The sequence below is a fragment of the Streptomyces sp. NPDC088706 genome (genome assembly GCF_044752765.1).
Taxonomy (GTDB): Bacteria; Actinomycetota; Actinomycetes; order Streptomycetales; family Streptomycetaceae; genus Streptomyces.
In genome coordinates, this window is sequence record NZ_JBIVLW010000007.1 from 66721 (window position 1) to 89835 (window position 23115).

The window sequence follows — 23115 nt, forward strand, 5'->3', positions numbered from 1 at the left end:
ATGACCGAGGCTCCTCCCGCGACCTCCGAGCTTCTGCGCCGCGCTCTGGCCGATGTCAGGTCGTCCCGTGTGCCGCGCACCGCTCCCTACGTGCCGGAGCGCGCCTTCCCGTGGGGCGGCCCGGCGCTCTGCCTGGCCGGGGCCGGTGGAGCGGCGGACCTGGCACGTGCCCTGCGACGGTCGCTCGCCGTGCCCCCCGGGACGGGAGGCCGACTGCGGCCCGTCGCCTCGGCGGGCGCCCTCCACCCCGTGCGGGCACACCTGCTCCTCGGGCCGGGCTGCTCGCTGCCGCCCGGGCGGTACGCCTACGACCCGCACACCCACCGCGCCCATCCACGCGGCCGGGCCCCCGCCGACGTGCCCCCCGGGGCCGTCGTCGTCCTCACCGTCACCCTCTCGCGCACCGTCGCGCACTACGGACACCGCGCCTGGCCGCTGCTCCTGCTGGACGCGGGTCATGCCGCGGCCGCCCTGGCGCTGGGCGCCGCCCCGGGCGGCGTGCGGGTCTCCCTCGACGCGGAGGGGGCCGAGCTCTCCGCGGCTGCGGGGCTGCCCCGAGCAGGGGAGTGGACCGCGCGTTGGCCCGGAACCGACGTAGAACTTCCGCTGGCGGCACTCTGGCTGCCGCCCGGACGAGGGCCCGCACCCCCAACTGCCCCGCTGGCCGCCTGGGCCACCCTGCCCCGCGCCTCCGACCCGGTGCCACAGCCGGGCGCCGAGACCGCGTGGACCCGCGAACTGGACGCCGCGCGGGACCTGTTGGAGTCCATGACGGCGGATCCAGGCTCCACCTGGCATCCGGCCCGCCGCCCGGCCCACGTGACGGACGAGATCCTCCGTACGCGAAGGAGCGCGACCCCCTCGGACCTGACGCACCCGCCCGCCCCGGACCTGCTCGCCCGGGTCCTGGCCACCGCCGGGGCCGCCCGGCCGGACGGCCCCGTCTGGGCCGCGGCGGTCGGCGGCGACACTCCGGGGCTCCGCACCACTGCCGGCACCCTCGCCGCCGGCGACGCGCGCCCCACCCTCGCCCGCTGGGCGGCGGGCCAGCAGTGGATCGGCACGGCGGGCGCGGTGCTGGTGGCCCACGGCTGTCCCGCCGACGCCCCACCGGCCCTGATCCGCAGCAGCCACCTCGCCGCCGGTTACGCCGCCGGGGTCGCCCACGTCCACGCCACCGCACTCGGGCTCCGCGCACGTCCCATCGGCTCCTGGCAACAGGCCGATCTCGGCGCCGCACTCGGTGACACCCCCGGGCACGACTGGATCGTCCACGGCCTCGCCCTCGCCGGACCCCCACCCCCCGCATCCTCCGCACCACAAGCCCCACCGGCCCCACCGGCCCCGTCGGGCAAGGAAGAACGCCCATGATGCTCCACCCCGAACTCCTGCGCGCCGCCCGGACCGCCCGCCGTCCCCTCGGCTGGGCGACCCTGCTGCTCGCCACGGTCACCCTCACCCACCTCGCGCAAGCCGTGCTGCTCGCCGTGGTCCTCTCCCGGATCGCCCACGGCGACACGTCCGGCCTCACCCCGCTCCTCCTGTCGGTGCTCGCCGACGTGCTCGTCCGGGCCGCCCTCGGCCGAGCCCAGCGCCTGACCGCCGTCACGGCGGGCGCCGCCGTCCGGATCCGGCTCCGCGACACCCTCCTGTCCCGCCTCGGCGACCTCGGGCCCACCGCGATCACCGGGGCGCGGGCCGGAGCGGTGCGCGCCACGCTCGTGGACGGCGTCGAAGGGGTGGACGCGTACGTCTCCCGCTATCTGCCCCAGGCGCTCATCACCTCCACCGTCCCACCGCTGCTGCTCGTCGCCGTCGCGCTCATCGACCCGTACGCTGCCCTCGCCCTCGGCCTCGCCCTGGTGGTCGCGCTCCTCGGGCCGCGCTGGTGGGACCGGCTGCTCGCCCGGCGTGGCACGGAGCACTGGGACACCTACGAAGCGCTCGCCGCCGACTACCTGGAGGCGTTGCAGGGCATGGCCACCCTGCGCGCGGCCGGTGCCGTGGGCCGCGTGCGGGACCGGCTGGAGCAGCGGTCGGCGGCGCTCCACCGCGCGACCGTCGCCAAACTCCGGGTCTCGCTCGTCGACACCGGCCTCACCGACCTCGCCGTCCAGGGCGGCACCGTGGCCGCCGTCCTGGTGGCGTGTTCCTCGGCGGCCGGCGGACCCACCGCCACCACCGGGACGTACCTCCTGCTCATGCTGGCCTCCGAGTGCTTCCGCCCCGTCCGCGACCTCTCCCGCGAATGGCATGCCGGCTACCTCGGGGTCTCCGCCGCCGACGGCATCGCCGCGCTGCGCACCGCCGAACCCGCCGTCGCCGACCGGGGGAGGACCCTCGCCCGCTGGGACACCGCCCCCGACATCCGCTTCGACGCCGTGCACTACACCCACCCCGGAGCCGGAGCCCCCGCCCTGGACGGCATCACCTTCACCGCACCCGCCGGGCGCACCACGGCGATCGTGGGACCCTCCGGCGCCGGGAAGTCGACCCTGCTGAGCCTGCTGCTGCGCCAGCGCGACCCCGACAGCGGCCGTGTCACCCTCGCCGGGACCGAGACCGCCGCGTACACCCTCGCCTCGCTGCGCCGGGGGATCGCCGTCGTCTCGCAGGAGACCTACCTCTTCCACGCCACGATCGCCGAGAACCTGCGCATCGTGCGGCCCGCCGCCACCGACGAACAGCTGCGCGCCGCCACCCGGGCCGCGGGCATCGATCAGGAGATCACCGCCTTCCCCCAGGGGTACGCCACCCTCGTCGGCGAACGCGGCGCCACGCTCTCCGGCGGTCAGCGCCAACGGCTCGCCCTCGCCCGCGCCCTCCTCGCCGACGCGCCGGTCCTGATCCTGGACGAGGCGACCAGCGCGGTGGACGAGCGCGGCGAGGCCCGCATCGTGGGGGAGTTGACGGCGGCGAGCCGGGGCCGTACCTGCCTCGTCGTCGCCCACCGGCTCGCCGCCGTACGCCACGCCGACCACATCGTCGTCCTCGACGGCGGCCGGGTCGAGGCGTCCGGCGACCACAGCGGACTGCTGGCGGGCGGCGGCGTGTACGCCACGCTCGTCGCGGCGGGCCGGACCACCCAGGAGGAGCACGCCGCATGACACCCGCCGAGCCCAGCCCCACCCGGGACCGCACGACTCCGCGCGCACCCGCCCCCCACGACACCGGCGCCCTCCGCTCCCTCCTCCCCGTCCTCGGCGCCCACCGCGCCACCGTCCTGCGCACCTGCCTGGCCGCCCTCGTCGACCAGGCGGCCCTCGTCGCCCTGGTCACCCTCGCCGCGCACACCGTGGGTAGGGCGGTCATCGAGCACCGGGCCCCCTCACCGGTCACCGTGGCGGTCCTCATCGGGCTCGTCCTGCTCAGGGCGCTCGCCACCTGGCGGGAGATGGACCTCTCGCACGACCTCGCCTACCGGGTCCTGGCCGAACTGCGGGTCCGGGTCTTCGACGGGCTCTCCCGCTCCGCCCCCGCCCGGATCGCGGGTCGCCGCAGCGGCGACCTCGCGGCCACCGCGCTCGGCGATGTGGAGGCCCTGGAGTTCTTCTACGCCCATGCCATCGCCCAACTCATCGCCTCCGGCGTCGTCTTCGCGGTGGCCGCCACCCTGCTGGGCGTCCTCGGGCCATGGCTGCTCCTCGCCGTCGTGCCCGCCGCGTGGCTGCTCCTGTGGTCACCCCTGCTGGAGGCGCGCGGGCGGGCCGAGCGCGGAGCCGCGACCCGGGCCGCCCTCGCCGACCTCTCCGCGGAGAGCGTGGAGAGTGTCGACGGCCTGCGCGAGCTGCTGGTGGCGGGAGCCCTGAACCGTACCCGGGCCCGCCTGCGCTCCGGCGGCCGGCGGCTGGCCCGTGCCCAGCGCGCCGAACAGTCCTGGGAGACCGGGGCCGGCGCGGCCCGCGATCTGCTCGTCGTCACCGCCGTCATCGGGGTGGTCGCCGCTGCCGCCCACGCCGCCGGGGAGGGGCGGCTCGACGGTGCCTGGGCCCCGGCGGCCATGGCCCTCGCCCTCGGTGCCCTGGCCCCGGTGGCCGAATCGGCGGCAGCGCTGGGCCGGGCGGGCAGCCTGCGCGCCGCCGCCGCCCGGGTCCGCGCGGCCCTGAACGCGCCGGCCGGCGCCCCCGTCCCCGCCTCCCCGCTCCCCGCCCCGCCGGGCCCGCTCGGCCTGCGGCTGCGCGGCGTACGGTTCGGCTACGGAGCCGCCCCCGTCCTGGACGGTCTCGACCTGACCGTACGGCCGGGCGAGACGGTGGCCCTCGTCGGCGCCTCCGGGGCCGGCAAGACGAGCTGCGCCCATCTCCTGGCCCGCTACTGGGACCCGCAGGAGGGAACGGTGGAGCTGGTCCCCCAGACCGCCGCCCACCCCGTCGACCTGCGGGATCTCGCCGAGGCAGACCTGCGGGCCGCCGTGTGCGTGGTCGGCCAGGAGGCCCCGCTCTTCCACGGGACCCTCGCCGACAACCTCCGCCTGGGCGCTCCCGACGCCACCGACCGGGAGCTCGCCGCCGCCGTCCGTATCTGCGGCCTCACCCCCGTCGCCGACGCCCTGCCCCACGGTCTGGACACCCCGGTCGGCGAACGCGGCGCGACCCTCTCCGGTGGCCAGCGCGCCCGGATCGCCCTGGCCAGGGGACTGCTCGGCCGCCCCCGGGTCCTCGTCCTCGACGAGACGACGGCGCACCTCGACCACCGGGGCGACGCGGAACTGGCCCGGGCGCTCACGGCGGACTCCCAGGCCCACACCCGTACGACGCTGATCATCGCCCACCGCCCCGCCACCGTCCGCAGGGCCGACCGCATCGCGGTCCTGGAGGGGGGACGCATCGTCGAGGAGGGCACCTGGGACGAGCTGATCCGGACCGGCGGAGCACTGAGCAGGCTGTTCAGCCGGGAGGGGGAACCACGGGAGGAGGCCCGGTGGGAGGCGGCGGCAGACTCTGCTCCGCCCAGATGATCTTCCCCTGGTGTGTGTACCGGGTGCCCCAGCGCCGGGCGAGCTGTGCGACGAGGAACAGACCGCGTCCCCCCTCGTCCGTCGTCCGGGCGTGCCGCAGCCGCGGGGTGGTGCTGCTCGCGTCGGACACCTCGCAGGTCAGCACGGACTGGAGCAGCAGCCGCAGCCGTACCGGACCGGAGGCGTAGCGGATCGCGTTGGTCACCAGCTCGCTGACGATCAGCTCCGTCGTCATGGTCAGCTCGTCCAGCCCCCAACTCTCCAACTGGCGGGCCACCTTGTTCCGGGTCGCCCCGACGGCCGCCGGGTCGAGCGGGACGTCCCAGGAGACCAGCCGGTCGGGGCTCAGCGCGTGGGTGCGGGCGAGCAGCAGCGCGATGTCGTCCGGCTGCGGAACGGGCAGCAGCTCCTTGACCACCGCCGCGCACAGCTCGTCCAGCGGCAGCCCGTCCCGCGAGACCGCCCGTCCCAGCCGGATCCTGCCCTGCTCGACGTCCTTCTCCGGGCCCTCGATGAGGCCGTCGGTGTAGAGGCCGAGCAGGCTCCCCTCGGACAGTTCGACATCGACGGACTCGAAGGGGAGTCCGCCCAGGCCCAGCGGTGGGCCGGGGGGAAGGTCGGGGAAGCTGACCGCGCCCTGCGGGGTGACGATCACCGGCGGCGGGTGCCCGGCCCGGGCCATCGTGCAGCAGCGGGTCGCCGGATCGTAGACGGCGTACAGGCAGGTGGCGCCCAGCACCGTCGTGCCGCCCCGGTCGGCCTGTCCGCCCGCCGGCTCCTCCTCGCTCAGCCGCATGACGAGATCGTCCAGCCGGGCCAGCAGCTCGTCGGGAGCGAGATCCATGTCGGCCAGCGTCTGCACGGCGGTGCGCAGCCGCCCCATGGTCGCGGCGGCACTGATGCCGTGCCCCACCACGTCACCGATGACCAGGCCGACCCGCGCCCCGGACAGCGGGATCACATCGAACCAGTCGCCCCCGACCCCGTCCTTCGCATCGGCCGGGAGGTAGGAGGACGCCACGTCCAGCGCCGCTCCGCCGCGCAGGGTGTGCGGCAGCAGGCTCTCCTGGAGCACCAGCGCCGCGGTGTGCTCCCGGGTGTAGCGGCGCGCGTTGTCCACGCAGACCGCCGCCCGGGCCACCAGCTCCCGGGCCGGCGCCACGTCGTCCTCGTCGAACGGCACCGGGTTCTGCGACCGCATGAACGTGGTGAGCCCGAGGACGGTGTCCCGCGCCCGCATCGGTACGGAGATGAGGGAGTGCAGCCCGAACTCGCGGATACGGGCGGCCCGCGCGGGCTGCTCCACGGCCCACGCGCGGCTCTCCGGATCGAGCATCGGAAGGAGGACCGGATCACCGTCGAGAAGGAAGTGCACGTCGTGCGGCAGCGGCATGAAGTCGACGCTCTCCCCGACCCGCACCACCGCCTCCGGGCACCCCTCGCGCACCGAACTCATCCCCATTCGGCGCATCGGCGGCCTGCCGCCCGGCGCCTCCGAGCCGAGCGGAGGGGCCCCCGGCCGGTCCCGGCCCAGCGGCGTCTCCAGCAGGTCGACGAAGACGAAGTCGGCGAACCGGGGCACCGCGAAATCGGCCAGTTCCTGGGCCGTACGCTGCACGTCCAGGGTGGAGCCGATACTGGCCCCGGCCTCGTTCACCAGCGCCAGCAGCCGGCGCGCGTTCCACCGGTCGGTGACGTCCAGCACCGTGTAGCCGATGCCGATCCGGTTCTCCTCGGCGTCCACCAGCGGGAAGAACGAGCTCGAATAGGCCCGGCGGCGGTTCGGGTCCAACCAGCTCCAGCCCAGGTACTCGTAGTCGGTCACCGGGACCCCGGTCGCCAGGACCTGCCGCATCAGCCGCTCGATCGGCGCCGCCAGCAGTCCGGGCAGCACGTCCGCGGGCCGACGCCCCAGGCGCTGCTCCCGGGGGACCCCGCCGAACCGCTCCAGGGTGTCGTTGAGCCAGATGTAGCGCAGCTCGGGGTCCAGCACCGCCATACCCACCGGCGACCGGGTGAGGAACTCCTCCAGCACCGATCCGTCCACCGTCCACCGGGGGTTGCGCTCCCGCCCGGAGACCATGAAACCCTCGCGCCCGGCGATCAGGAACGAGGCCGAGACCCGTACGTCGACATCGAGCTGCCGCTCGTCCCGGCCGCGCAGGGCGACCAGCCCGCTCCACCCCGACCCGTCCCGGCCGCGGGCGGCGATCGCGGCCGTACGCCGGGGGTCGGCGGGCCCTGCCAGCAACAGGGCGGCGGACCGGCCCACCATCTCTGCGGCCGGGTACCCGAGCAGCGCCTGAGCCCCGCGGGTCCAGCCGATGACCGTGCCGTCCCCGGCGACCACCGCCACCGCGTCGTCGCTCAGCTGCACGGGGCCGCGCGGACCCGCGGAGGGCAGCGAGCCGGGCCCCGCCGGGGAGCCCTCGTCGGCGGATGCCATGCACCTCACCACCATCTCTAGGTTTCCATGGTCGCGCGTCACTGCCGAGTACGCACCGGCCCGCTCCCCGGCCGGGGAGGCGCGCGGCCCTCCGCCCGTTCGGCGGCGTGACGCGGCAGGCGGTGTCCCCGTCGGGGCAGTGACGAGCGGTTGCCCGTCCTCCTGCCCTCGCGCTGGACCCGTGCGGGTGGACGGCTCCGGCACCCGGGGGGGCGGCCGGAGCCGTTTCCACGAGGGGCGTCAGTAGCGCAGGCAGAGCTTGCGTTCCTTCAGCCACGGTCCCAGCCACTCCCCGAACGGCACCGTGACGCACCACTCGCGGGCGGCGGCCGGCGGCTTCGGTGCCGCGGGCGCGGGCTGCACCGGGGAGGGCGGCGGCGGGACGGTCGCCGGGGGAGTCGGGGACGGCGGAGGCGTCGGGGCCGTCGTGGGGGGCGCGCTCGGGGCGGCTTCCACCGGTGCGGCCATCTCGGCGAGCTTCGTCCGGTAGACCTGCGAGGAGCGGGGGTTGCTCCGGCACTGCCACACACCGTGCGGGCAGTAGTCCGTGATCGTCTGGTACAGCGGCTGGTGCCGGTCGATCCAGTCGAGCATCCGCCGCATGTACTCCGGATTGTCGCCGTTGCGGAACAGCCCCCACTCCGGGAACGAGATCGGCTTGCCGCGCTCCGCCGCGAAGTCCACGTGCTTCTGGAGCCCGTACGGATCGTCGATCTGTTCGTCGAAGGACTCGCCCGGCGGCTGGTCGTAGGAGTCCATGCCGATGATGTCGACGACGTCGTCACCCGGGTAGCACTCGGTCCAGGGCACCGCGTCCCGTCCCCGGCTGGGCGTGAAGTCGAAACGGAACTCCTGGCCGGGCACCTCGCGCATCGCCGTCACGATCCGCTGCCAGTACGCCTTCCAGGACGCCGGATCGGGACCGCAGCGATGGGTGTAGGTGGTGCCGTTCATCTCCCAGCCCAGCACGATCACCGTGTCCGGCACGCCCAGGGCGACCAGGCGCTCGGCCAGCCTGGTGAAGTGCTGGTCGTAGGCGCCCGCCGCCCCCGACCGCAGCAGACGGCGGACCTGGGCGTCCGGGACCCGCTCCTCGTTCCGCTCCAGCATGGGCACGTTGAGGACGAACATGCGGTCCTCGTCCGCCTTGCGCCAGTCGGCCCACGCGTCCAGGAAGTCGGGGGTGCCCTCGATGTTCACCCACAGGTCGCCCGGCAGGTAGGTGTGGCCGACCCGCAGCTCCGCACCGCCGAGCCAGCGCGACAGCTCCGCCATCCTGCTCACCCCGGCGGGGCCGTAGTCCAGATAGGCGCCGTGAGCGGTGGCCGCCGCCACCCTGCCGCCCCGCGGCCCCGGGGCGGCGCTGTCCACGGAATCCGTGCCGGACGGCAGCCGGCCGGCGATGCCACCGCCTGCCAGGAGACTGAGAACAGCCGCGGCGATACACGTGGTGATGAGTCGGCGCTTGGCCGGCATGACTCCTCCTGGCTGCAAGGAAATTCCGGCCGTTTCGGCCCGATGGGGAGAGAGTTTCATCATCCTGCACCGCACGCGAACAGAGCGGTCCATTTATCGTATTCGGCGTTGCGAACGGGCCGTTCAGGTGACGGTGGGGCCGAAAGTGAACGGCAGCGAACCGACGCGGTTGTCGAAATTCGAATCGACCAGCTCCGGATCACCCGTCTGCCGGATGACGGTCCGTCGGGTGAGCAGTTCCCGGAACAGGGCCGTCATCTCGAGTCGGGCCAGGTGGGCGCCGAGGCAGTGGTGCGGGCCGCCACCCCCGTACCCCAGATGCGGATTCGGCGACCGGGTGATGTCGAAGAGATCCGGACGGGTGAAAACTGCTTCATCCCGATTGGCGGACGCATAGAACAGTGCGACTTTCTCCCCGGGAAGGAAGGTCCGACCGCCCAGTGGGAATTCCGAGACCACGGTTCTGCGGAACTGGATGATCGGCGTCGAATGCCGGACGATCTCCTCCACGGCACCGCCGATGTACCGGTCGAAGTCCGAACGGAGCAATTCCCGTTGCTCCGGATGCCGGTCCAGCAGGGACACCCCGTGCGCGATCGCGTTGCGGGTGGTCTCCACCCCGGCCACGAGCAGCAGGGAGAAGAAGGCGCCGAGATCCCGCGAGGACAGCGCCTCACCGTCGATGTCCGCGCGCACCAGGGCCGAGACGAGATCGTCCTGCGGGTGACGGCTGCGTTCGCGGGCCAGACGCGCCATGACGAGCTGCATCCGGGCCAGGGACGCGAGCCCACGGCCGGGAACGCGCAGCCGGGCCCGGCCCCGGCGCTCGACGCCGACGTGCTCGGAGGCGTGGTCGATCTGCTCCGCGATCCGCGGCCGGGACTCCGCCGGGATGCCCATCAGGTCGCAGATCACCTCCAGCGGCAGCCGCGAGGCCGCCGACGGCATGAAGTCGTGGGGCCGCTCGGCGATCATCTCGTCCACCAGACGCCCGGCCAGCCGGCCGATGTTCTCCTCGGTGGCCGCGAGCAGCCGGGGGGTGAAGCGCCGGGAGATGATCCGGCGCAGCGCCGCGTGCTCGGGCCCGTCCATGTTGACCATCGAGTTCCCGAACAGCGCCTTCGCCCAGCCGGCCGGCTCCGGAGTGGTGACCCCCGGAGCGCTGGCGAAGACCTTCGGGGTGCGGCTCGCGGTCAGCACGTCCGCGTGGCGCACCAGGGCGTAGAAGGGTCTGCCGGAGGTACGGGCGGTGCCCGGCCGGGGCGTGAACAGCACGGGTGCGTCGAGCTCCCGCAGCCGGGCGAAGGCGCCTAGCCTCTCCGCGCGCGGCAACTGCCAGAAGGCCGGGTCGGCGAGGTCGGCGCCCGCCGCGCGGCCGCCGGACATCTGATTCGGAACGGTCATGTACTTCCACCTCCACGAGTTCGCCCGGACATCGTCGGGTCCCGTGCGCACGGCACACCGCGCGACGCGGCCTCCGGCGCGGATGGCCGCGCACGGTCACGCGTTTGACGGAACGCCAGGCACGCCACGCCCAAGAGAACCGATTCTCCGCCGCCTCCTTGCCACCATCGCCGGCAACAGCACCTCGGACGAGTCGACGAGAGGCACTCACCCATGAGCCGAACCACCGATCCCGGCGGCGCACCGCGAGGAGCACGCGGTCCGTCGCGCCGGATCGTCCTGCGTACCGCCTTCACCGCGGCCGTGGTCACCGGCACCGCCGGAACCCTCCTACCGCTGCGCGACGACGAGCCGGGCACCGCGTCCGCTCCCGCTCCCGCGAAGGGTTCCGGGGATCCGGCCCCCCGTACGGAGGAGTTCGCCGAGATGTACCGGGGCCGGGAGATCCGCGGAAACGTGAGCGTCCTGGTGCCGGCCGGCGAGGCGGGCGGCACCGCCGCGGACCGGGCCGAGCCGGTCATCGAGATCCGCATCGACGGCCGCCCTCTGCACGTCATGCGGCGCGCGGACGGCACCTATCTGAGCGAAGTCACGCACTACGAGTCGTTCCCCACGCTCCGCGAGACGGCCCGCGCCGCCGTGGACGAGCTCGGCACCGCCCGGCTCGCGCTCCCCGCGTCGCAGCACCACCGATGAACGCTCCCCGCGTCGCAGCACCACCGATGAACGCACCCCCAGCTAACCAGGAGGACCAGAACCGGTGTACACCCGCAAGAACCAGCGTGACCTTACGCGTACCGAGAAGCGGCGCCTCGTCGACGCGGTCCTGAAGCTCAAGCGCTCGGGCCGCTACGACGACTTCGTCGTCATGCACCGCGAGTTCTACGTCATGGACACCGAGAACCGGCCGCGACCTGCCCATATGACGTCCTCGTTCTTCCCCTGGCACCGCCGCTTTCTGCTGGAGTTCGAGCAGGCTCTCCAAGCCGTGGACCCCGGGGTGAGCGTGCCCTACTGGGACTGGACGAAGGACCGCTCGCCCACCTCGTCGCTGTGGGCGGAGGACTTCCTCGGCGGCAACGGCCGCTCCGGCGACCGGCGCGTCACCACCGGGCCGTTCGCCTTCGACGCGGGCGACTGGAGCGTGGGCGCCGGGGTCACCGACGAGCACTACCTCACCCGCAACTTCGGCAGGCCCGGCGACAACCCGGTCTCCCTCCCCACCGCGGACGACGTGGCGCGGGCGCTGGCCGACCCGGTCTACGACACCGAACCGTGGAACAGCATCAGCACCGAGGGGTTCCGCAACCGCATCGAGGGCTGGGGGATCAGGGGCGTGCGCACGGTCGGCAACCACAACCAGGTGCACCAGTGGGTCGGCGGACCGATGGCGGGCGCGGCCTCCCCCGAGGACCCGGTGTTCTGGCTCCACCACTCGTTCATCGACCTGCTCTGGGACCGCTGGCGGAAGGCGCACCCGAAGTCCGCCTACCTGCCGGGCCGCAAGCCCGCCCGGCCCGGCCGGGACCGCGCATACGTCTTCGGCCTCGACGACCCGATGCCCCCGTGGGACGTGACCCCCAGGAAGCTCCTCGACCACGGCAAGCTCTACCGCTACGCCTGAGCGTGCCCAGCGAAACGGCCGGCCCCCTCCGGAAGGAGGGAGCCGGCCGCTTCTGTGGAACGGGGAGATCAGCGGCCGTAGCCGTAGTCGCCCCGGTCGTCGTGGCCGTTGTCGTCGTGGCCCTTGCCGTCCCAGCCGTTGTCGTCGTGGCGCTGGTCGTCGTGACGGTTGTCACGCTTGTCGTCGTGGCGCTTGTCGTCGTGGTCACCGGAGACGTTGGCGCAGGTGTTGCCGAAGGCCGGGTTGAGCAGCCCGATCACGTTGACGGTGTTGCCGCAGATGTTGACCGGCACGTGGATCGGAACCTGGAGGACGTTGCCCGACAGGACACCGGGGGAGCCAATAGCGGCGCCCTGCGCACCGGCGTCGGCGGAGGCCAGGCCGGCGCCGCCGGCGAGGAGGGCACCGGTGCCCGCCATGACGACGGCAACCTTCGTGATACGCGACATCAGAACTCCTTGGAAGGAAGGGGGGTTGTTGCGGAGCGCGAGGCCCGCATGCCCTACAACGCGGGAATCGCCGGTCGGTAACGGATCAATGTGGGGGCGATTTTTCCGGTGTTGTCCTACGGCCTGTCGCAGCCCGCCTCACCGCCCGATGACCGGAAGCGTGGTAAGCCGCTCGTGCCAGTCCCGGGCGGCGGGGAACCGTGCCTTCACGGTCTCCACGGCCCGCTCCCGTACCGCCACCTGCGACTCGCGCAGCCGCAGCAGCGGCTCCAGACCGGGCCGGGCCAGCAGCAGCCGCTGGTTGACCACCGTGGCCGGCTGCCAGTGGTTCTTGTACTGCTCCGCGCCGCGCAGCAGGCTCAGCACCTCCCGGCCGGTGTCCGACGCCTGCTGGGCCACCTCGCGCAGCAGCATGGTCGACACATCGACCTTCCGCTCCCGCAGTCCCGGGTCCGCCCCGTACAGATAGCCACCCGCCAGCTGCCCGGACTGCAACGAGAGGTTGGCCGCCACGACCTCGCCGCCGATCAGGAACTCGGTGACGGCGGCCGTGCCGTCCCCCACCATCCGGCCCACCGAGCGGACCAGGTGGTCCGAGAACCGGGGCCGCAGATGCTCGGGATTGACCCCCCGGTCACGCCACTGCAGTTCGTGGAGCCGCAGCAGGGTGCCGATGGCCGCCGGCACCCCCTCCCGCGGGACCGGGCGGGCCTGCACGCCCAGGGCCTCGATCCTGCGCAGCTTGGCCCGCAGCCGCTGGCCCCGCGAGCCGGTGAGCCGCGCCACGAGATCGCCGAGCGGCTCCGCGGGAAGCTCCATGCACGTGGAGTCGGTGAGCCGGCTCCGGGCGCCGGGCCACCGGCCGAACAGCAGCTGCGCCGACGCGTCCGGCCGCACCTCCCGCAGGTCGACCACGGTGTGCCGGGCGGCCCGCTCCAGACCGCGCTGGAGCGCCCCGACCGCGTAACCGGCCTCCTCCTCGTCCAGCAGGATGTCGAAGAAGTCGGAGATCGCCCCGCCCATCGGCACCAGCAGCGGCATCGGCCGGTGCACCAGCATCAGCGGGGCCGCGCCGATCAGCCGTCCCGAACGGCGGACCAGCAGAACCCGCAGCCTCCCCTCCTGGCCGTAGGAGATCCACCACGAATGGAGCCAGGCGTGGCTCTGGAAGGGGGTGGCGGTGGCGCAGCGGCGGTGCAGCGCGTCCCACTCCCCGGCGAGCGCGCCGAACTCCCCGAAGTCCCGGCACAGCGTCACGGAGAGGCTGCCCGCGCGGTCGGCCGTCATCGTACGAGCTCCCGTTCGTCGGCGGTGGCGCTGTTCCCGGCGGAGGCCGGCCCGGGCACCTGGGCGGAGACGCTCCAGCCCGCGCGCCGGGGACGTACGAGCAGGACGAGGCCGCCCAGCAGGCCGCCGGCGGCCGCCCCCACGGCGCTGCCCAGCGGCACCGACGGCGAGACCGGCTGGTCCGGCTTCATCGCGTGGGTGAACTGGATCAGCTTGACCCCGGTGTCCTCGGAGACATGGCCGCTGCTCACGACGACGGCCTCGATGACCGCGTTGGCGATGTCGGCCGCCCGGTCCGCGTCCTCCGACGTACCCGTCACAGCGATCATCGGCGAGTCGGGAGAGGTCTCGGAGCGAACCTGGGAGCGGAGCGCGCGCACCGGCTCACCGGCCGCGCCCTGGGCGTAGGAGAGGGTCGCGTCGCTGGTGACGAGGCGCCCGTAGGACTGCGCGTAGCCGAGGGCGGCCGAGGGGTCCGTCTCCTCCTCGGCGACCGCCATGGCGTAGCTGGTGGCCTCGTACTGGGGGGACGCCAGCAGCCCGTAGGAGAGCCCGGACGCGGTGCCGAGCAGCACGCAGACGGGCAGGGGCCACCACGGGGGCAGCCGGGTGAGGGTGGTGCGCAGCCGGGCGGGGGCGGTGCGCAGCCGGGCAGGGGTGGCGCGCAGCCGGCGTCGCAGGACGACGTGGAGCCGCTGCTCGGGAGACTCGGTCATGAAAGGGCTCTCCGGTTCGGTGGGGCGGTGTCGAGGGCGTACGCGTACACGTCCATCAGGCGCTCACTGCTGCGCCGGATGTCGTAGTGGCCGACGGCCCGGGGCGGCGGGCGGCGGCCGGGCCGGGCCTGTATCCGCTGCCGCAGCACGGCGGTCAGCTCGTCGGCGCTCCCGGCGATCCGGGTGGCGCCCGGGGCGTGGGCGGCCGACAGGTCGTCGATGGCCGGGCAGGCGTCGTGCAGGACGGGCAGCCCGGCGGCGAGCGCCTCCACGGCGGCCAGCCCGAAGGACTCCTCGCGGGACGTCGACACGAAGGTGTCGACGGCGCTCAGCAGGGCCGGCACCCCGGGGACCGGGCCGCTCCCGCCTGCGCCGCACTCCCCGAGGAGGCGGATCCGGTCCGCAGCCCCGAGCCGGGCCGCCAGCGCCCGCAGCGCTCCGGCCTCCGGCCCGTCACCGGCCAGCAGCAGCCGGGCCCCCGGCAGCGCGGCGACGGCCCGCACCGCCACGTCGAAGCGTTTGCCGGGCACCAGCCGGCCCACCCCGCCGACCACGAACGCGTCGTCCGGGATGGCCAGGGCCGCCCGGACGGCGAGCCGCCGGTCCGGGTCGAAGCGGAAGCGGTCCGCGTCGATGCCGTTGGGCACCAGCCGGATCCGGTCGGCGGGCACTCCCCAGTCCCGCAGCCGCCCGGCGACGGTGGAGGAGACGGCGACGGTGGCCGCGCCGAGACGTTCGGTGGAGAGGTACAGGGCGCGGATGCCCCGGGTCAGCGGACGCCCCTCGATCTCGGCGCGCCCCAGGGAGTGCTCGGTCGCCACGGCCGCCCGGACGCCCGCGAGGCGGGCGGCGATCCTGCCGTAGACGCAGGCCCGGTAGAGGTGGGTGTGCACCAGGTCGTAGCGGCCCTCGCGGATCAGCCGGGTCAGCCGCCCGACCGCCGAGAGGTCCCGGTTGCCGCGCATCCCCAGGTGGACCACACCGACCCCGTCGGCCCGCAGTCCGTCCGCCACCGGACCCGGGTTGGTCAGGGTGACCACGTCGCACTCCACCGGCAGATGGCGCAGCAGCAGCCGCAACTGCTGCTCGGCACCGCCGACCCCGAGTCCGGTGATGATGTGCAGCGCCCTCACCGGGGGCCGCCCGCCCGCACCGGGGAGGGCGTCCGGGAGCCCGCCCCGGGGACCGCCCCGTGCCGCAGCCCGTGCCGGAGGTCCTTCGCCCAGAGCCGTACGCCGCGGTCCGCCTGGCTGATGTGGGTGCGGGGGAGCGCGAACCGGCTGAGCAGAGGACCCGGAGTCAGTGCGCAGCCGTACCCGTATCCGGCGGAACGGACGGCTCGTGCCACCCGCCGGTCGAACGTCCCGTACGGATAGCAGAAGCCCTCCGGGAGCGTGCCGGTCAGCTCACCGAGCAGCTCGCGGCTGCGGACCGTCTCGTGGCGCAGCTCCTCGTCGGCCAGCGCGGTGAGGTCCTGGTGGAGCAGACCGTGCGAGCCGATCTCCATGCCCGCGTCGGCAACCTGACGGATCTCGTCGTGGGTGAGCAGCGGTTTGCGCGGACCCAGCGGGTCCCACTCGTTGACGCCCCCCGGCCGCCCCGGCAGCACGAAGAGGGTCGCGGAGCAGCCGTGGACGCGCAGCACCGGCAGCGCCTCGTGGAGGAAGTCCGCGTACCCGTCGTCGAAGGTCAGCCCGACCAGCCCGCGCCTGCCCGCCGCGTGGGCCCGCATCAGCTCCGCGACCCCGACCCCGCGCAGCCCCCGGCTGCGCAGCCACGACAACTGCTCACCGAGCCGCCGGGGGGAGACGGTGATGCCGTACGGGTCGTCGCCGGTGTCGGTGACCGAGTGGTACGTGAGGATCCACGGCTGACGGCGGGTGTGCGGGCGGAGCCGGGACGAGGGAGCGTCGGTGCCAGGTGCCGAGAGATCAGCGGCCATCGGTAAACCTCCGTCGGATGAGTGCCAGCAGGGAGACGACCTCGGGCGAGCGCAGGGTCAGCCCGGTCAGGAAGAACACGGTGGGGACGAGGACACACCCGGCGGCCAGGCTCAGCACCGCGTCGGGGAGCACCGGGGCGGCGGCCCAGCCCGCCGCCCCGGCCGCCAGCGCGGCGCCCGCGAGCCGGCCCAGCGCGAGGGCGACGGCCCGGGCCCGGATCGGGACCACCCGGGTGCCCAGCCCCATCAGCAGGAGCAGCGCGGTCGTGCTGATCCCGATGGCGTTGGCCGTGGCGATGCCGTCGACGCCGAAGCGGTAGGTGAACGCGTAGCCGGTGCCCATGGTGACGAGGAGCCCGGTGCCCATGGCGAACGCGGGGAACCAGGTGGGCCGGCCCGAGGAGAAGAACGGCCGGCTGAGAGCGCCGACGAGGCAGTGGCCGAGCAGCCCCGCCGCGTACACCCGCATCACCTGGGCGGTGGCCTCGGTGTCGGCGGCCTCGAACGCGCCGCGCTGGAAGAGGACTGCGATGATCTGGGGCGCGTAGCCGAGGACGACCGCGGTGCCGAGCAGCACGACCATGCCCGCCAGCGCGAGGTCCCGCTCGACCCGCTGCCGGGCCTTCTCCCGCTGACCGTCGGCCATCGCCCGCGCGACGAGGGGGAACGTCACCGTGCAGATCATCAGCGACAGCACCATCGGCATCTGCGCGACCTTCTGCGCGTAGTTCAGATGCGAGATGGCGCCGGCGGGGAGCGTGGAGGCCAGGAACCGCTCCACCAGCACCTGCGACTGGCGGGCCACCACGAACAGCACGACCGGGGCGAGCACCGTCACCCCCAGCAGGGGGGCGGCGGTGCGCACGGGTCGGCGCTCCGGTCGTCCGAAGCGGGGGAGGCGGGGGCGTGCCAGGGGCAGCAGCCGCAGGAAGGTGGGGAGCTGGGTCAGGATCATGAGCAGGCTGCCGGCGGCCACGCCCGCGGCGGCCGCGCGCACGCCCCAGATCGAGTGCAGCGCCAGCGTCATGCCGATGATGCCGACGTTGTACGCGACGTAGACCCCGGCGGGCGGCAGGAAACTGCGGTGGGCGCGCAGGGCGGCGCTGAAGTAGCCGGTGATGCCGAAGGTGAGTACGGTGACGGCGGTCAGCCGGGTGCAGTCCACCGCGAGGCCCGGATCGACCAGCCCGGGCGCGAGGACGCGCACCACCCACGGGGCGCCCGCCATGAGCAGCGCCGCACCCGCCATGAGCAGGACGCAGAGCCGGGGGAGGGTGGCCGCCACCAGCTCCCGTACGGGGTCGGGACCCGGCTTCCCGGTGGCTTCGCCGCCGTGGGTGGCCCCGGCGTCCGCGCGGCGGGTGAGGGCGAGGCTGAAGGCCGGGACGAGGAGCAGCGCCATCCCGTCCTCGATCAGCAGGGTCGCCGCCATCTCCGGCACGGTCCACGCGATCAGGAACGCGTCGCTGGCGTCGCTCGCCCCGAAGTACCGGGCGATCGCCTGATCCCGTACCAGGCCGAGCAGGGCCGCCAGCACGGTCAGCGCCGCCGTGCCCGCCGCGGCACGGGCGAGGAAGGACCCGAGCCCGGGAGCCTCGCCGCTGTCGGCGGGTTCGGGCGCGGCGTCGCCGACTGTGCTCCCCCCGGGGCCGGGGCCGGGCGGCTGCCCGGGTCCCGGCAGCAGGGGAGGGGCGGCCTCCTCGCGGGGCCCGGCCTGGAGGGAAGGGGGCTCGCGGGGGAGGGCCTCCGCCTCCGTCCCCGTACCGGTGTCGCTCACGTGGTGCCCGCCTTCTCCGGCTCGGCCAGCGCCCACCAGGCGGCGAGGCCGAGGACGACACCGGTCAGCACGGTGGTGGGCCCGCCGATGTCGGAGTACAGGAAGTTGACGCTCTGCCAGGCCATCAGGGCGACGGCCAGCAGCCCGCAGTCCACGGCCGCGTGACCCCGAGAGCGGGCCCGTACCAGGCGGCGTACGGCGCCGACCAGGATGGCCGCCCAACTGCCCACGATCGCGGTCAGCCCGATGAGGCCCTGCTCGCCGAGGACGAGCAGATACATGTTGTGCGGCGAGAGCAGCGTCTGCCGGCGGAACCGCTGGCCCGCCCCCGCCGTGTCGCTGCCGGAGGAGAGGCCGATCGAGGCGTGGGCGTCGCGGTGCGCGGGGAAGCCCTTGAGGCCGACACCGGCCGCGGGCCGCTCGCGCCACATGCGGCCCGCCGCGCTCCACATGGCGTACCGGTCGCTCACCGACCGGTCGGGGGCCCGGGTCACCTGGGTGACGCTGGCGGCCCGGTCGGTGATCATTTCCGAGCCGACGCCGAACCCGCCGACCAGCACCACCCCGGTGGCGCCCAGCACCGCCAGCGACGTCAGCGCCTGCCGGCGGCCGGTCAGGGCCAGGGCGGCGAGGAGGGCGGCGGCGGTGGCGATCCACACGCCCCGGCTGAAGGAGAGGGCGAGCGGCACGATCAGCGCGACGGCGACGACGGCGGCGCACGGCCGGAGCCAGGCGGGGGCCTCGCGCGGGGTCCGCAGCGCGCACGCGGCGGCGGCCAGCAGCCCGTAGGCGACGACCGTGGCCATGCCCATGATGTCGCTGGGGCCGAACGTGCCGACCGCCCGGACCTCCTCACCCATGTACGAGGCGCCGGTCCCGGTGACGTACTGGTCGACGCCCACGACGCCCTGGACGAGGGCCAGCAGCACCAGCGCCCCGGCGACGATCCGGAAGCCGTGGGCGTCCCTGAGCAGGAGGCAGACGGCGACCGGCACCAGCACGAAGACCTGGAGGTAGCGGACCAGACCCGGCAGCGCGGCGGCCGGGTCCGCCGCGGTCAGTGTCGCCACCGCGAAGCCCACGGCGGGCAGCCCCAGCACCAGGGCCGCCGCCGCGCTGAGCGGGCGCCGGCGCAGGTACAGCAGCCGCCCCGCACAGACCAGCACCGCGATGCCGGAGGCCACATCGGCCGGCCCCACCGCGGGCCCGCCGCCCCCGCCGGCGTACGGCACGGCCGGCAGCAGGACCGTCGCGATCAGGGGGAGCAGCGGCCACCGGGTCCGCCACCCGCCCGGGTTCGGACCCGCCGCGGTACGGGCCGGGGCCCCGGGCGCCGGGGTGGTCAGGGTGGCGGCCATGGTCAGCTGCCCCCGAGCCGGAAGAAGGAGCCCGCGGTCCGCGCCAGCACGCACGCGTCCTGCCACAGGGACCAGGTCTCGATGTAGCGGTTGTCGAACCGGGCCCGCTCCTCGATCGAGGTGTCACCGCGCAACCCGTTCACCTGCGCCAGCCCCGTGATGCCCACCGGCATCCGGTGACGGGCCTGGTAACCGGGGTGGGTGCGGCTGAACTGCGCCACGAAGAAAGGGCGTTCGGGACGGGGGCCGACCAGGCTCATGTCGCCGCGCAGGACGTTCCACAGCTGCGGCAGCTCGTCCAGCGAGGTGCGGCGCAGCAGCCGCCCGACGCGGCTCATCCGCCCGTCGGAGGCCACGTTCCACCGGGTCGCCGACTCCGTGGCGTCGGCGGGCCGCAGCGTACGGAACTTCAGCAGGACGAACGGGCGGCCGTGCCGGCCCACCCGCTCCTGCCGGAAGATGACGCCAGGCCCGTCCGAGAGCCGCACCGCCAGCGCGCACACCGCCATCAGCGGCGCCACCAGCACCAGGCCGATCCCCGCCAGGAGGGCGTCCATCGCCCGCTTGGCCGCGTGGCTCACCGGCCGGTGCGTACCGTCCTGGAGCGGGTGGGCGGCGAACCCCCACAGGTGGTCGGGGCGGCCCGCGGCGGGGCGGGCGGCGACAGCGGTGTCGCCGGTCACCAGCCACACCCGGCAGCCGTGCCCGGTGAGCAGGGCGAACAGGGCGGCGCCGTCGGGGGTGGTCTCGGGCGGTGCGGTGAACACCGCGTGCCGCACGCTGTTCTGCACGACGGCCCTCCCCACCTCCTGCGGGGTGACCAGCACCGGCAGTGGCACACCGTCCGGCCGCGCCGGGGGTTCCTCGTCCGGGGCGGTGGAGGCGCCGACCCGGCCGACCGGGCGCAGCCCGTACTCGGGGTGGTCGTACAGCGCCGCCGTCACCTGCCGGGCGACCGGGCCGTGGCCCACGACCAGCGTCGACAGGGGGTTGCGGACCGCCGCGCGGTGCCGGAGCCGGTGCACCACCGCGCGCCCGGAGGCGCACAGCACGGTCTGCGCGGCCGCCGCGTACCCCAGCAGCGCCCAGCCGATCTCGTGGCCCGGCGCCCACACCGCGATCACCTCGATGGTCACGTACCACTGGAGCAGGCCGAGGCCGAGGAGCGCGGGCACTTCGGAGAGCACCGAGGGGGACAGGCCGAGCCGGTAGAGCCCCCGGTACGCGTGCAGCAGCACCTGCGCCACCGCCTGCGCGGCGACCACGGGCCAGGCCCACCCGGCCGGGGTGCACAAGGTGAACGTGAGGGCCAGCGCCGCCGCGTCGGCGCCCAGGAGCTGCGCGGCGGGAGCCCGCCGGCCGGCGCTGTGCCCGCCGCCGAACTCCCGGGTACCGCCGCCGCCGCTTCTTCGTGGCGGATGAACCGTGTGAGCCTGGACGGCTGTCGCCCGGCCGGCGCCGGGAACCGGTGCACTCTCCATCGTCATCGCTAGGTGCGCTTCCTCATCGTGGGGCCGGACAGGCAGACAAGTTCCTGGTAGAGACCGGCAACCGCCCCCGCGGTCCGTCGGACGTCGAACGCCGCCCGGGCATGGCGCAGGGCCCGGTGGGACACCGCCTCGCGCAGCTCCCGGTCGGTGAGCAGCGCGAAGAGCGAGGCCGCCAGCGCGGCGGGGTCCTCGGGCGGTACGAGGAGGTGGTCCTCGTCGCCCGGCGCCACGCTCTCGCGCGCCCCGCTGACATCGCTCATCACCACGGCCCGGCCGCAGGCCATGGCCTCCAGCGGTGCCAGAGCCATGCCCTCCCAGCGGGACGGCAGGACGAGGACGTCCGCCGCGTGGATCCACGGCCGCACATCCGCGCTCGCCCCGGTGAACAGGACACCGGCCGGGGCCGCGCCCTCCAGGCCGGGCCGGTCGGGTCCGTCGCCCACCAGGACCAGGCGCGCTCCGGGCACCCGCATCCGCCGCCAGGCGCCGAGCAGGACGTCCTGGCCCTTCTGCCGGGTCAGCCGGCCGACGCAGACGACGAGGGGGGCCTGCGGATCCATCCCGGCCGGCAGCGGCAGCGAGGCGCGGGCCGCGGAGCGGTCGTCCTGTCCACCGGGACGGAAGCGGTCGAGATCGATGCCGTTGTGGATGACCGACCAGCGGGCGGCGATGCCCGCTTCCTGGCCGGTGCGCCGCTCGGACTCGCTGACGCACAGGATGTGATCGGCCCAGCGGGCCCCGAACCGCTCCCAGCGCCGGGCCAGTTGTGCGGTGCGGCCGCCCACGGCCTCGAAGGACCAGGCGTGCGGCTGGAACACCGTGGGCACCCGGCCGCGCACGGCGATCCGGCCCGCGAGACCGGCTTTGGCGCTGTGCGCGTGCACCACGTGCGGTCGGCAGTCGCGGACGATCCGCCGCGCGGCGGCGACCTCGCCGGCCAGCCGTGGGCCCGGCGCCCGGGTGGCGGACCAGTCCCGGACCTGGGCCCCGGCGGCGGCCGCCCCGACGGCCAGCGGGCTGCCGGGAGGACAGGCCACCACGGGCCGCAGCCCGGCGCCGGCCTGGGCCCTGACGAGATCGGTGACGACCCGGGCCACTCCACCGTCCACGGGCTGAACCAAATGAAGGACCGTCAATTGTCTTTCTTCGGTACGACGCATGTGCACCACGTACGGCTCTCTTCGCTCAATCCGGTGAGTAAAGCCGAAGTGCACTTTGGCAGACATATGGCGAAATCGTGCGCGTGACTCGCTCATACGATCACGGGAGGATTACCGGGGCGATTCCGCTGATCAGGTGGTCCCGGCGGCTGATCCGTATCCTCGGCGAAGGCCTCGGAATGCTGAGGTGAAGGGCGTGCGGGGCGGTGGCGCGGCGAAATTCCGGAGCGTGCCGGCACAATTGCCCGGGTCAGGTGTCACCTGTTCGCCGCATCCTGCGGACGGCCGGTCGCCTCATCGCGTGGCACCGCCATCGACCTGATGGTCAGTCAGTTCTATTGTCGGCAGAGGAGTCCGCGCGGGTGCCCTCGAAGGTGACGTCCTCGGCGCGGGCGAGGACCTCCACCTCGTCGCCGAGGGCCCATTCGGCGACCCGGGACGCCATCGCGGCCGGAACGGCCTCACTGATTCCCGGGGCGGCGGGGATGTCGTACGTGGCGTGGGCGTCGTGCGGCAGCACGACCCGGTAGTCCAGCTCCAGCGCCCGGCGGGCGGTGGCCAGGACGCACATCTCCGACATCACCCCGCACACGGCGAGCGACGTGACCCCCGCTGCCGTCAGCTCCTCCTCCAGCGAGGTGTTCTCGAAGCCGTCGTCCTCGGACTTGCGGATCACGGTCTCCGCCGGGCCGTCGTGGACGGGGAGGTGCAACGCCCATCCGGAGGTGTGCGGTTCGTCGGGCTCGCCCGCCGGTCCGTCGTTCTGCAGGTGCACGACGAGCGCCCCGGCCGCCCGGGCCCGGTGGACGAGGCCGCCCACCCGGTTCAGCAGCCGGGACGCGTCGGGCACGGGGTTCCCGCCCGCGACGAAGGCCGACTGGAGGTCGATGACGAGCAGCGCCTGTACGGGCGAGGGGAGGGGAGGCATACCGGCTCCGGCCTACGGTGGCGTCCATCGGGAGTGTGCGGCTGGGGTTGTCCAGCGAGGTGTCCATCCTCGCAGCCGGCGGCCCGGGAGGGGCCGCCGGC

General features: G+C 74.5%; 18 protein-coding genes. 5 read left to right on the forward strand and 13 right to left on the reverse strand.

Going from position 1 to position 23115, the window contains the following annotated elements; translation table 11 throughout:
• The 3 genes from ACIQAK_RS18535 to ACIQAK_RS18545 are packed head-to-tail and all read left to right on the forward strand — an operon-like array spanning nt 1 to nt 4957.
• Nucleotides 1-1371, forward strand: coding sequence for a nitroreductase (locus tag ACIQAK_RS18535; RefSeq protein WP_366389202.1), 1371 nt, complete (start codon nt 1-3; stop codon nt 1369-1371).
• A complete protein-coding gene (locus tag ACIQAK_RS18540) occupies nt 1368-3107 on the forward strand; it encodes an ATP-binding cassette domain-containing protein (RefSeq protein WP_366389201.1) in 1740 nt (579 codons plus the stop codon). Before ACIQAK_RS18535 ends, ACIQAK_RS18540 begins: the two co-directional genes overlap by 4 nt.
• Complete coding sequence (locus tag ACIQAK_RS18545) at nt 3104-4957, forward strand: ABC transporter ATP-binding protein (RefSeq protein ID WP_366389200.1); 1854 nt, start codon at nt 3104-3106, stop codon at nt 4955-4957. The genes ACIQAK_RS18540 and ACIQAK_RS18545 overlap by 4 nt, the downstream gene beginning before the upstream one ends.
• Here the strand turns inward: ACIQAK_RS18545 and ACIQAK_RS18550 are convergent.
• The 3 genes from ACIQAK_RS18550 to ACIQAK_RS18560 all read right to left on the reverse strand — a co-directional run bounded on the left by ACIQAK_RS18550 (nt 4887) and on the right by ACIQAK_RS18560 (nt 10283).
• Nucleotides 4887-7403 (reverse strand): SpoIIE family protein phosphatase, encoded by a 2517-nt coding sequence (locus tag ACIQAK_RS18550; RefSeq protein WP_366389199.1) that lies wholly within the window; start codon nt 7401-7403, stop codon nt 4887-4889. The genes ACIQAK_RS18545 and ACIQAK_RS18550 overlap by 71 nt on opposite strands.
• Before the next feature lie 240 nt (nt 7404-7643).
• The gene (locus ACIQAK_RS18555) at nt 7644-8879 is read right to left on the reverse strand and encodes a glycosyl hydrolase (RefSeq protein ID WP_366389198.1); all 1236 of its coding nucleotides are present in this window, start codon (nt 8877-8879) and stop codon (nt 7644-7646) included.
• 123 nt (nt 8880-9002) lie between these two features.
• Nucleotides 9003-10283, reverse strand: a complete 1281-nt coding sequence (locus tag ACIQAK_RS18560) for a cytochrome P450 (protein WP_366389197.1) — start codon at nt 10281-10283, stop codon at nt 9003-9005.
• Between the two features lie 213 nt (nt 10284-10496).
• Between ACIQAK_RS18560 and ACIQAK_RS18565 the strand changes: the two genes are divergently transcribed.
• Nucleotides 10497-10979: a tyrosinase family oxidase copper chaperone gene (locus tag ACIQAK_RS18565; RefSeq protein ID WP_366389196.1), complete on the forward strand. Its 483-nt coding sequence runs from the start codon at nt 10497-10499 to the stop codon at nt 10977-10979.
• Between the two features lie 64 nt (nt 10980-11043).
• Nucleotides 11044-11907 (forward strand): tyrosinase family protein, encoded by an 864-nt coding sequence (locus tag ACIQAK_RS18570; RefSeq protein ID WP_366389195.1) that lies wholly within the window; start codon nt 11044-11046, stop codon nt 11905-11907.
• Between the two features lie 68 nt (nt 11908-11975).
• Here ACIQAK_RS18570 and ACIQAK_RS18575 read toward each other — a convergent pair whose 3' ends face one another.
• The 10 genes from ACIQAK_RS18575 to ACIQAK_RS18620 form a co-directional block, all read right to left on the reverse strand.
• Nucleotides 11976-12356: a chaplin gene (locus ACIQAK_RS18575; protein ID WP_366389194.1), complete on the reverse strand. Its 381-nt coding sequence runs from the start codon at nt 12354-12356 to the stop codon at nt 11976-11978.
• Nucleotides 12357-12494: 138 nt separating this feature from the next.
• Entirely contained in the window at nt 12495-13643 is a 1149-nt protein-coding gene (locus ACIQAK_RS18580; protein ID WP_366389193.1) for a GNAT family N-acetyltransferase, read from the reverse strand.
• Nucleotides 13640-14359, reverse strand: coding sequence for a lipopolysaccharide biosynthesis protein (locus tag ACIQAK_RS18585; protein WP_366389192.1), 720 nt, complete (start codon nt 14357-14359; stop codon nt 13640-13642). Before ACIQAK_RS18585 ends, ACIQAK_RS18580 begins: the two co-directional genes overlap by 4 nt.
• Entirely contained in the window at nt 14356-15492 is a 1137-nt protein-coding gene (locus ACIQAK_RS18590) for a glycosyltransferase (RefSeq protein WP_366389191.1), read from the reverse strand. The genes ACIQAK_RS18585 and ACIQAK_RS18590 overlap by 4 nt, the downstream gene beginning before the upstream one ends.
• The gene (locus ACIQAK_RS18595; protein WP_366389190.1) at nt 15489-16301 is read right to left on the reverse strand and encodes a polysaccharide deacetylase family protein; all 813 of its coding nucleotides are present in this window, start codon (nt 16299-16301) and stop codon (nt 15489-15491) included. Before ACIQAK_RS18595 ends, ACIQAK_RS18590 begins: the two co-directional genes overlap by 4 nt.
• Nucleotides 16291-18078, reverse strand: coding sequence for a lipid II flippase MurJ (locus ACIQAK_RS18600; RefSeq protein ID WP_366389189.1), 1788 nt, complete (start codon nt 18076-18078; stop codon nt 16291-16293). Before ACIQAK_RS18600 ends, ACIQAK_RS18595 begins: the two co-directional genes overlap by 11 nt.
• A complete protein-coding gene (locus ACIQAK_RS18605) occupies nt 18075-19436 on the reverse strand; it encodes an O-antigen ligase family protein (protein ID WP_366389188.1) in 1362 nt (453 codons plus the stop codon). The genes ACIQAK_RS18600 and ACIQAK_RS18605 overlap by 4 nt, the downstream gene beginning before the upstream one ends.
• A gap of 2 nt (nt 19437-19438) precedes the next feature.
• Nucleotides 19439-20923 carry a sugar transferase gene (locus ACIQAK_RS18610; RefSeq protein ID WP_366389187.1) on the reverse strand — a complete coding sequence of 495 codons (1485 nt, stop codon included), beginning with the start codon at nt 20921-20923 and terminating at the stop codon, nt 19439-19441.
• A gap of 2 nt (nt 20924-20925) precedes the next feature.
• On the reverse strand, nt 20926-22095 hold the full coding sequence (locus ACIQAK_RS18615) for a glycosyltransferase (protein WP_401366428.1): 1170 nt from the start codon (nt 22093-22095) through the stop codon (nt 20926-20928).
• A 316-nt stretch (nt 22096-22411) separates the two neighbouring features.
• On the reverse strand, nt 22412-23014 hold the full coding sequence (locus tag ACIQAK_RS18620; protein WP_366389185.1) for an isochorismatase family protein: 603 nt from the start codon (nt 23012-23014) through the stop codon (nt 22412-22414).
• Nucleotides 23015-23115 lie beyond the last annotated feature (101 nt).

Excerpts from the sequence above, each read along its gene's own strand:
- ACIQAK_RS18535 (WP_366389202.1), top strand. The coding sequence starts at position 1 with ATGACCGAGGCTCCTCCCGCGACCTCCGAGCTTCTGCGCCGCGCTCTG.
- ACIQAK_RS18540 (WP_366389201.1), top strand. The coding sequence starts at position 1,368 with ATGATGCTCCACCCCGAACTCCTGCGCGCCGCCCGGACCGCCCGCCGT.
- ACIQAK_RS18545 (WP_366389200.1), top strand. The coding sequence starts at position 3,104 with ATGACACCCGCCGAGCCCAGCCCCACCCGGGACCGCACGACTCCGCGC.
- ACIQAK_RS18550 (WP_366389199.1), bottom strand. The coding sequence starts at position 7,403 with ATGGCATCCGCCGACGAGGGCTCCCCGGCGGGGCCCGGCTCGCTGCCC.
- ACIQAK_RS18555 (WP_366389198.1), bottom strand. The coding sequence starts at position 8,879 with ATGCCGGCCAAGCGCCGACTCATCACCACGTGTATCGCCGCGGCTGTT.
- ACIQAK_RS18560 (WP_366389197.1), bottom strand. The coding sequence starts at position 10,283 with ATGACCGTTCCGAATCAGATGTCCGGCGGCCGCGCGGCGGGCGCCGAC.
- ACIQAK_RS18565 (WP_366389196.1), top strand. The coding sequence starts at position 10,497 with ATGAGCCGAACCACCGATCCCGGCGGCGCACCGCGAGGAGCACGCGGT.
- ACIQAK_RS18575 (WP_366389194.1), bottom strand. The coding sequence starts at position 12,356 with ATGTCGCGTATCACGAAGGTTGCCGTCGTCATGGCGGGCACCGGTGCC.
- ACIQAK_RS18580 (WP_366389193.1), bottom strand. The coding sequence starts at position 13,643 with ATGACGGCCGACCGCGCGGGCAGCCTCTCCGTGACGCTGTGCCGGGAC.
- ACIQAK_RS18585 (WP_366389192.1), bottom strand. The coding sequence starts at position 14,359 with ATGACCGAGTCTCCCGAGCAGCGGCTCCACGTCGTCCTGCGACGCCGG.
- ACIQAK_RS18595 (WP_366389190.1), bottom strand. The coding sequence starts at position 16,301 with ATGGCCGCTGATCTCTCGGCACCTGGCACCGACGCTCCCTCGTCCCGG.
- ACIQAK_RS18605 (WP_366389188.1), bottom strand. The coding sequence starts at position 19,436 with ATGGCCGCCACCCTGACCACCCCGGCGCCCGGGGCCCCGGCCCGTACC.
- ACIQAK_RS18610 (WP_366389187.1), bottom strand. The coding sequence starts at position 20,923 with ATGACGATGGAGAGTGCACCGGTTCCCGGCGCCGGCCGGGCGACAGCC.
- ACIQAK_RS18620 (WP_366389185.1), bottom strand. The coding sequence starts at position 23,014 with ATGCCTCCCCTCCCCTCGCCCGTACAGGCGCTGCTCGTCATCGACCTC.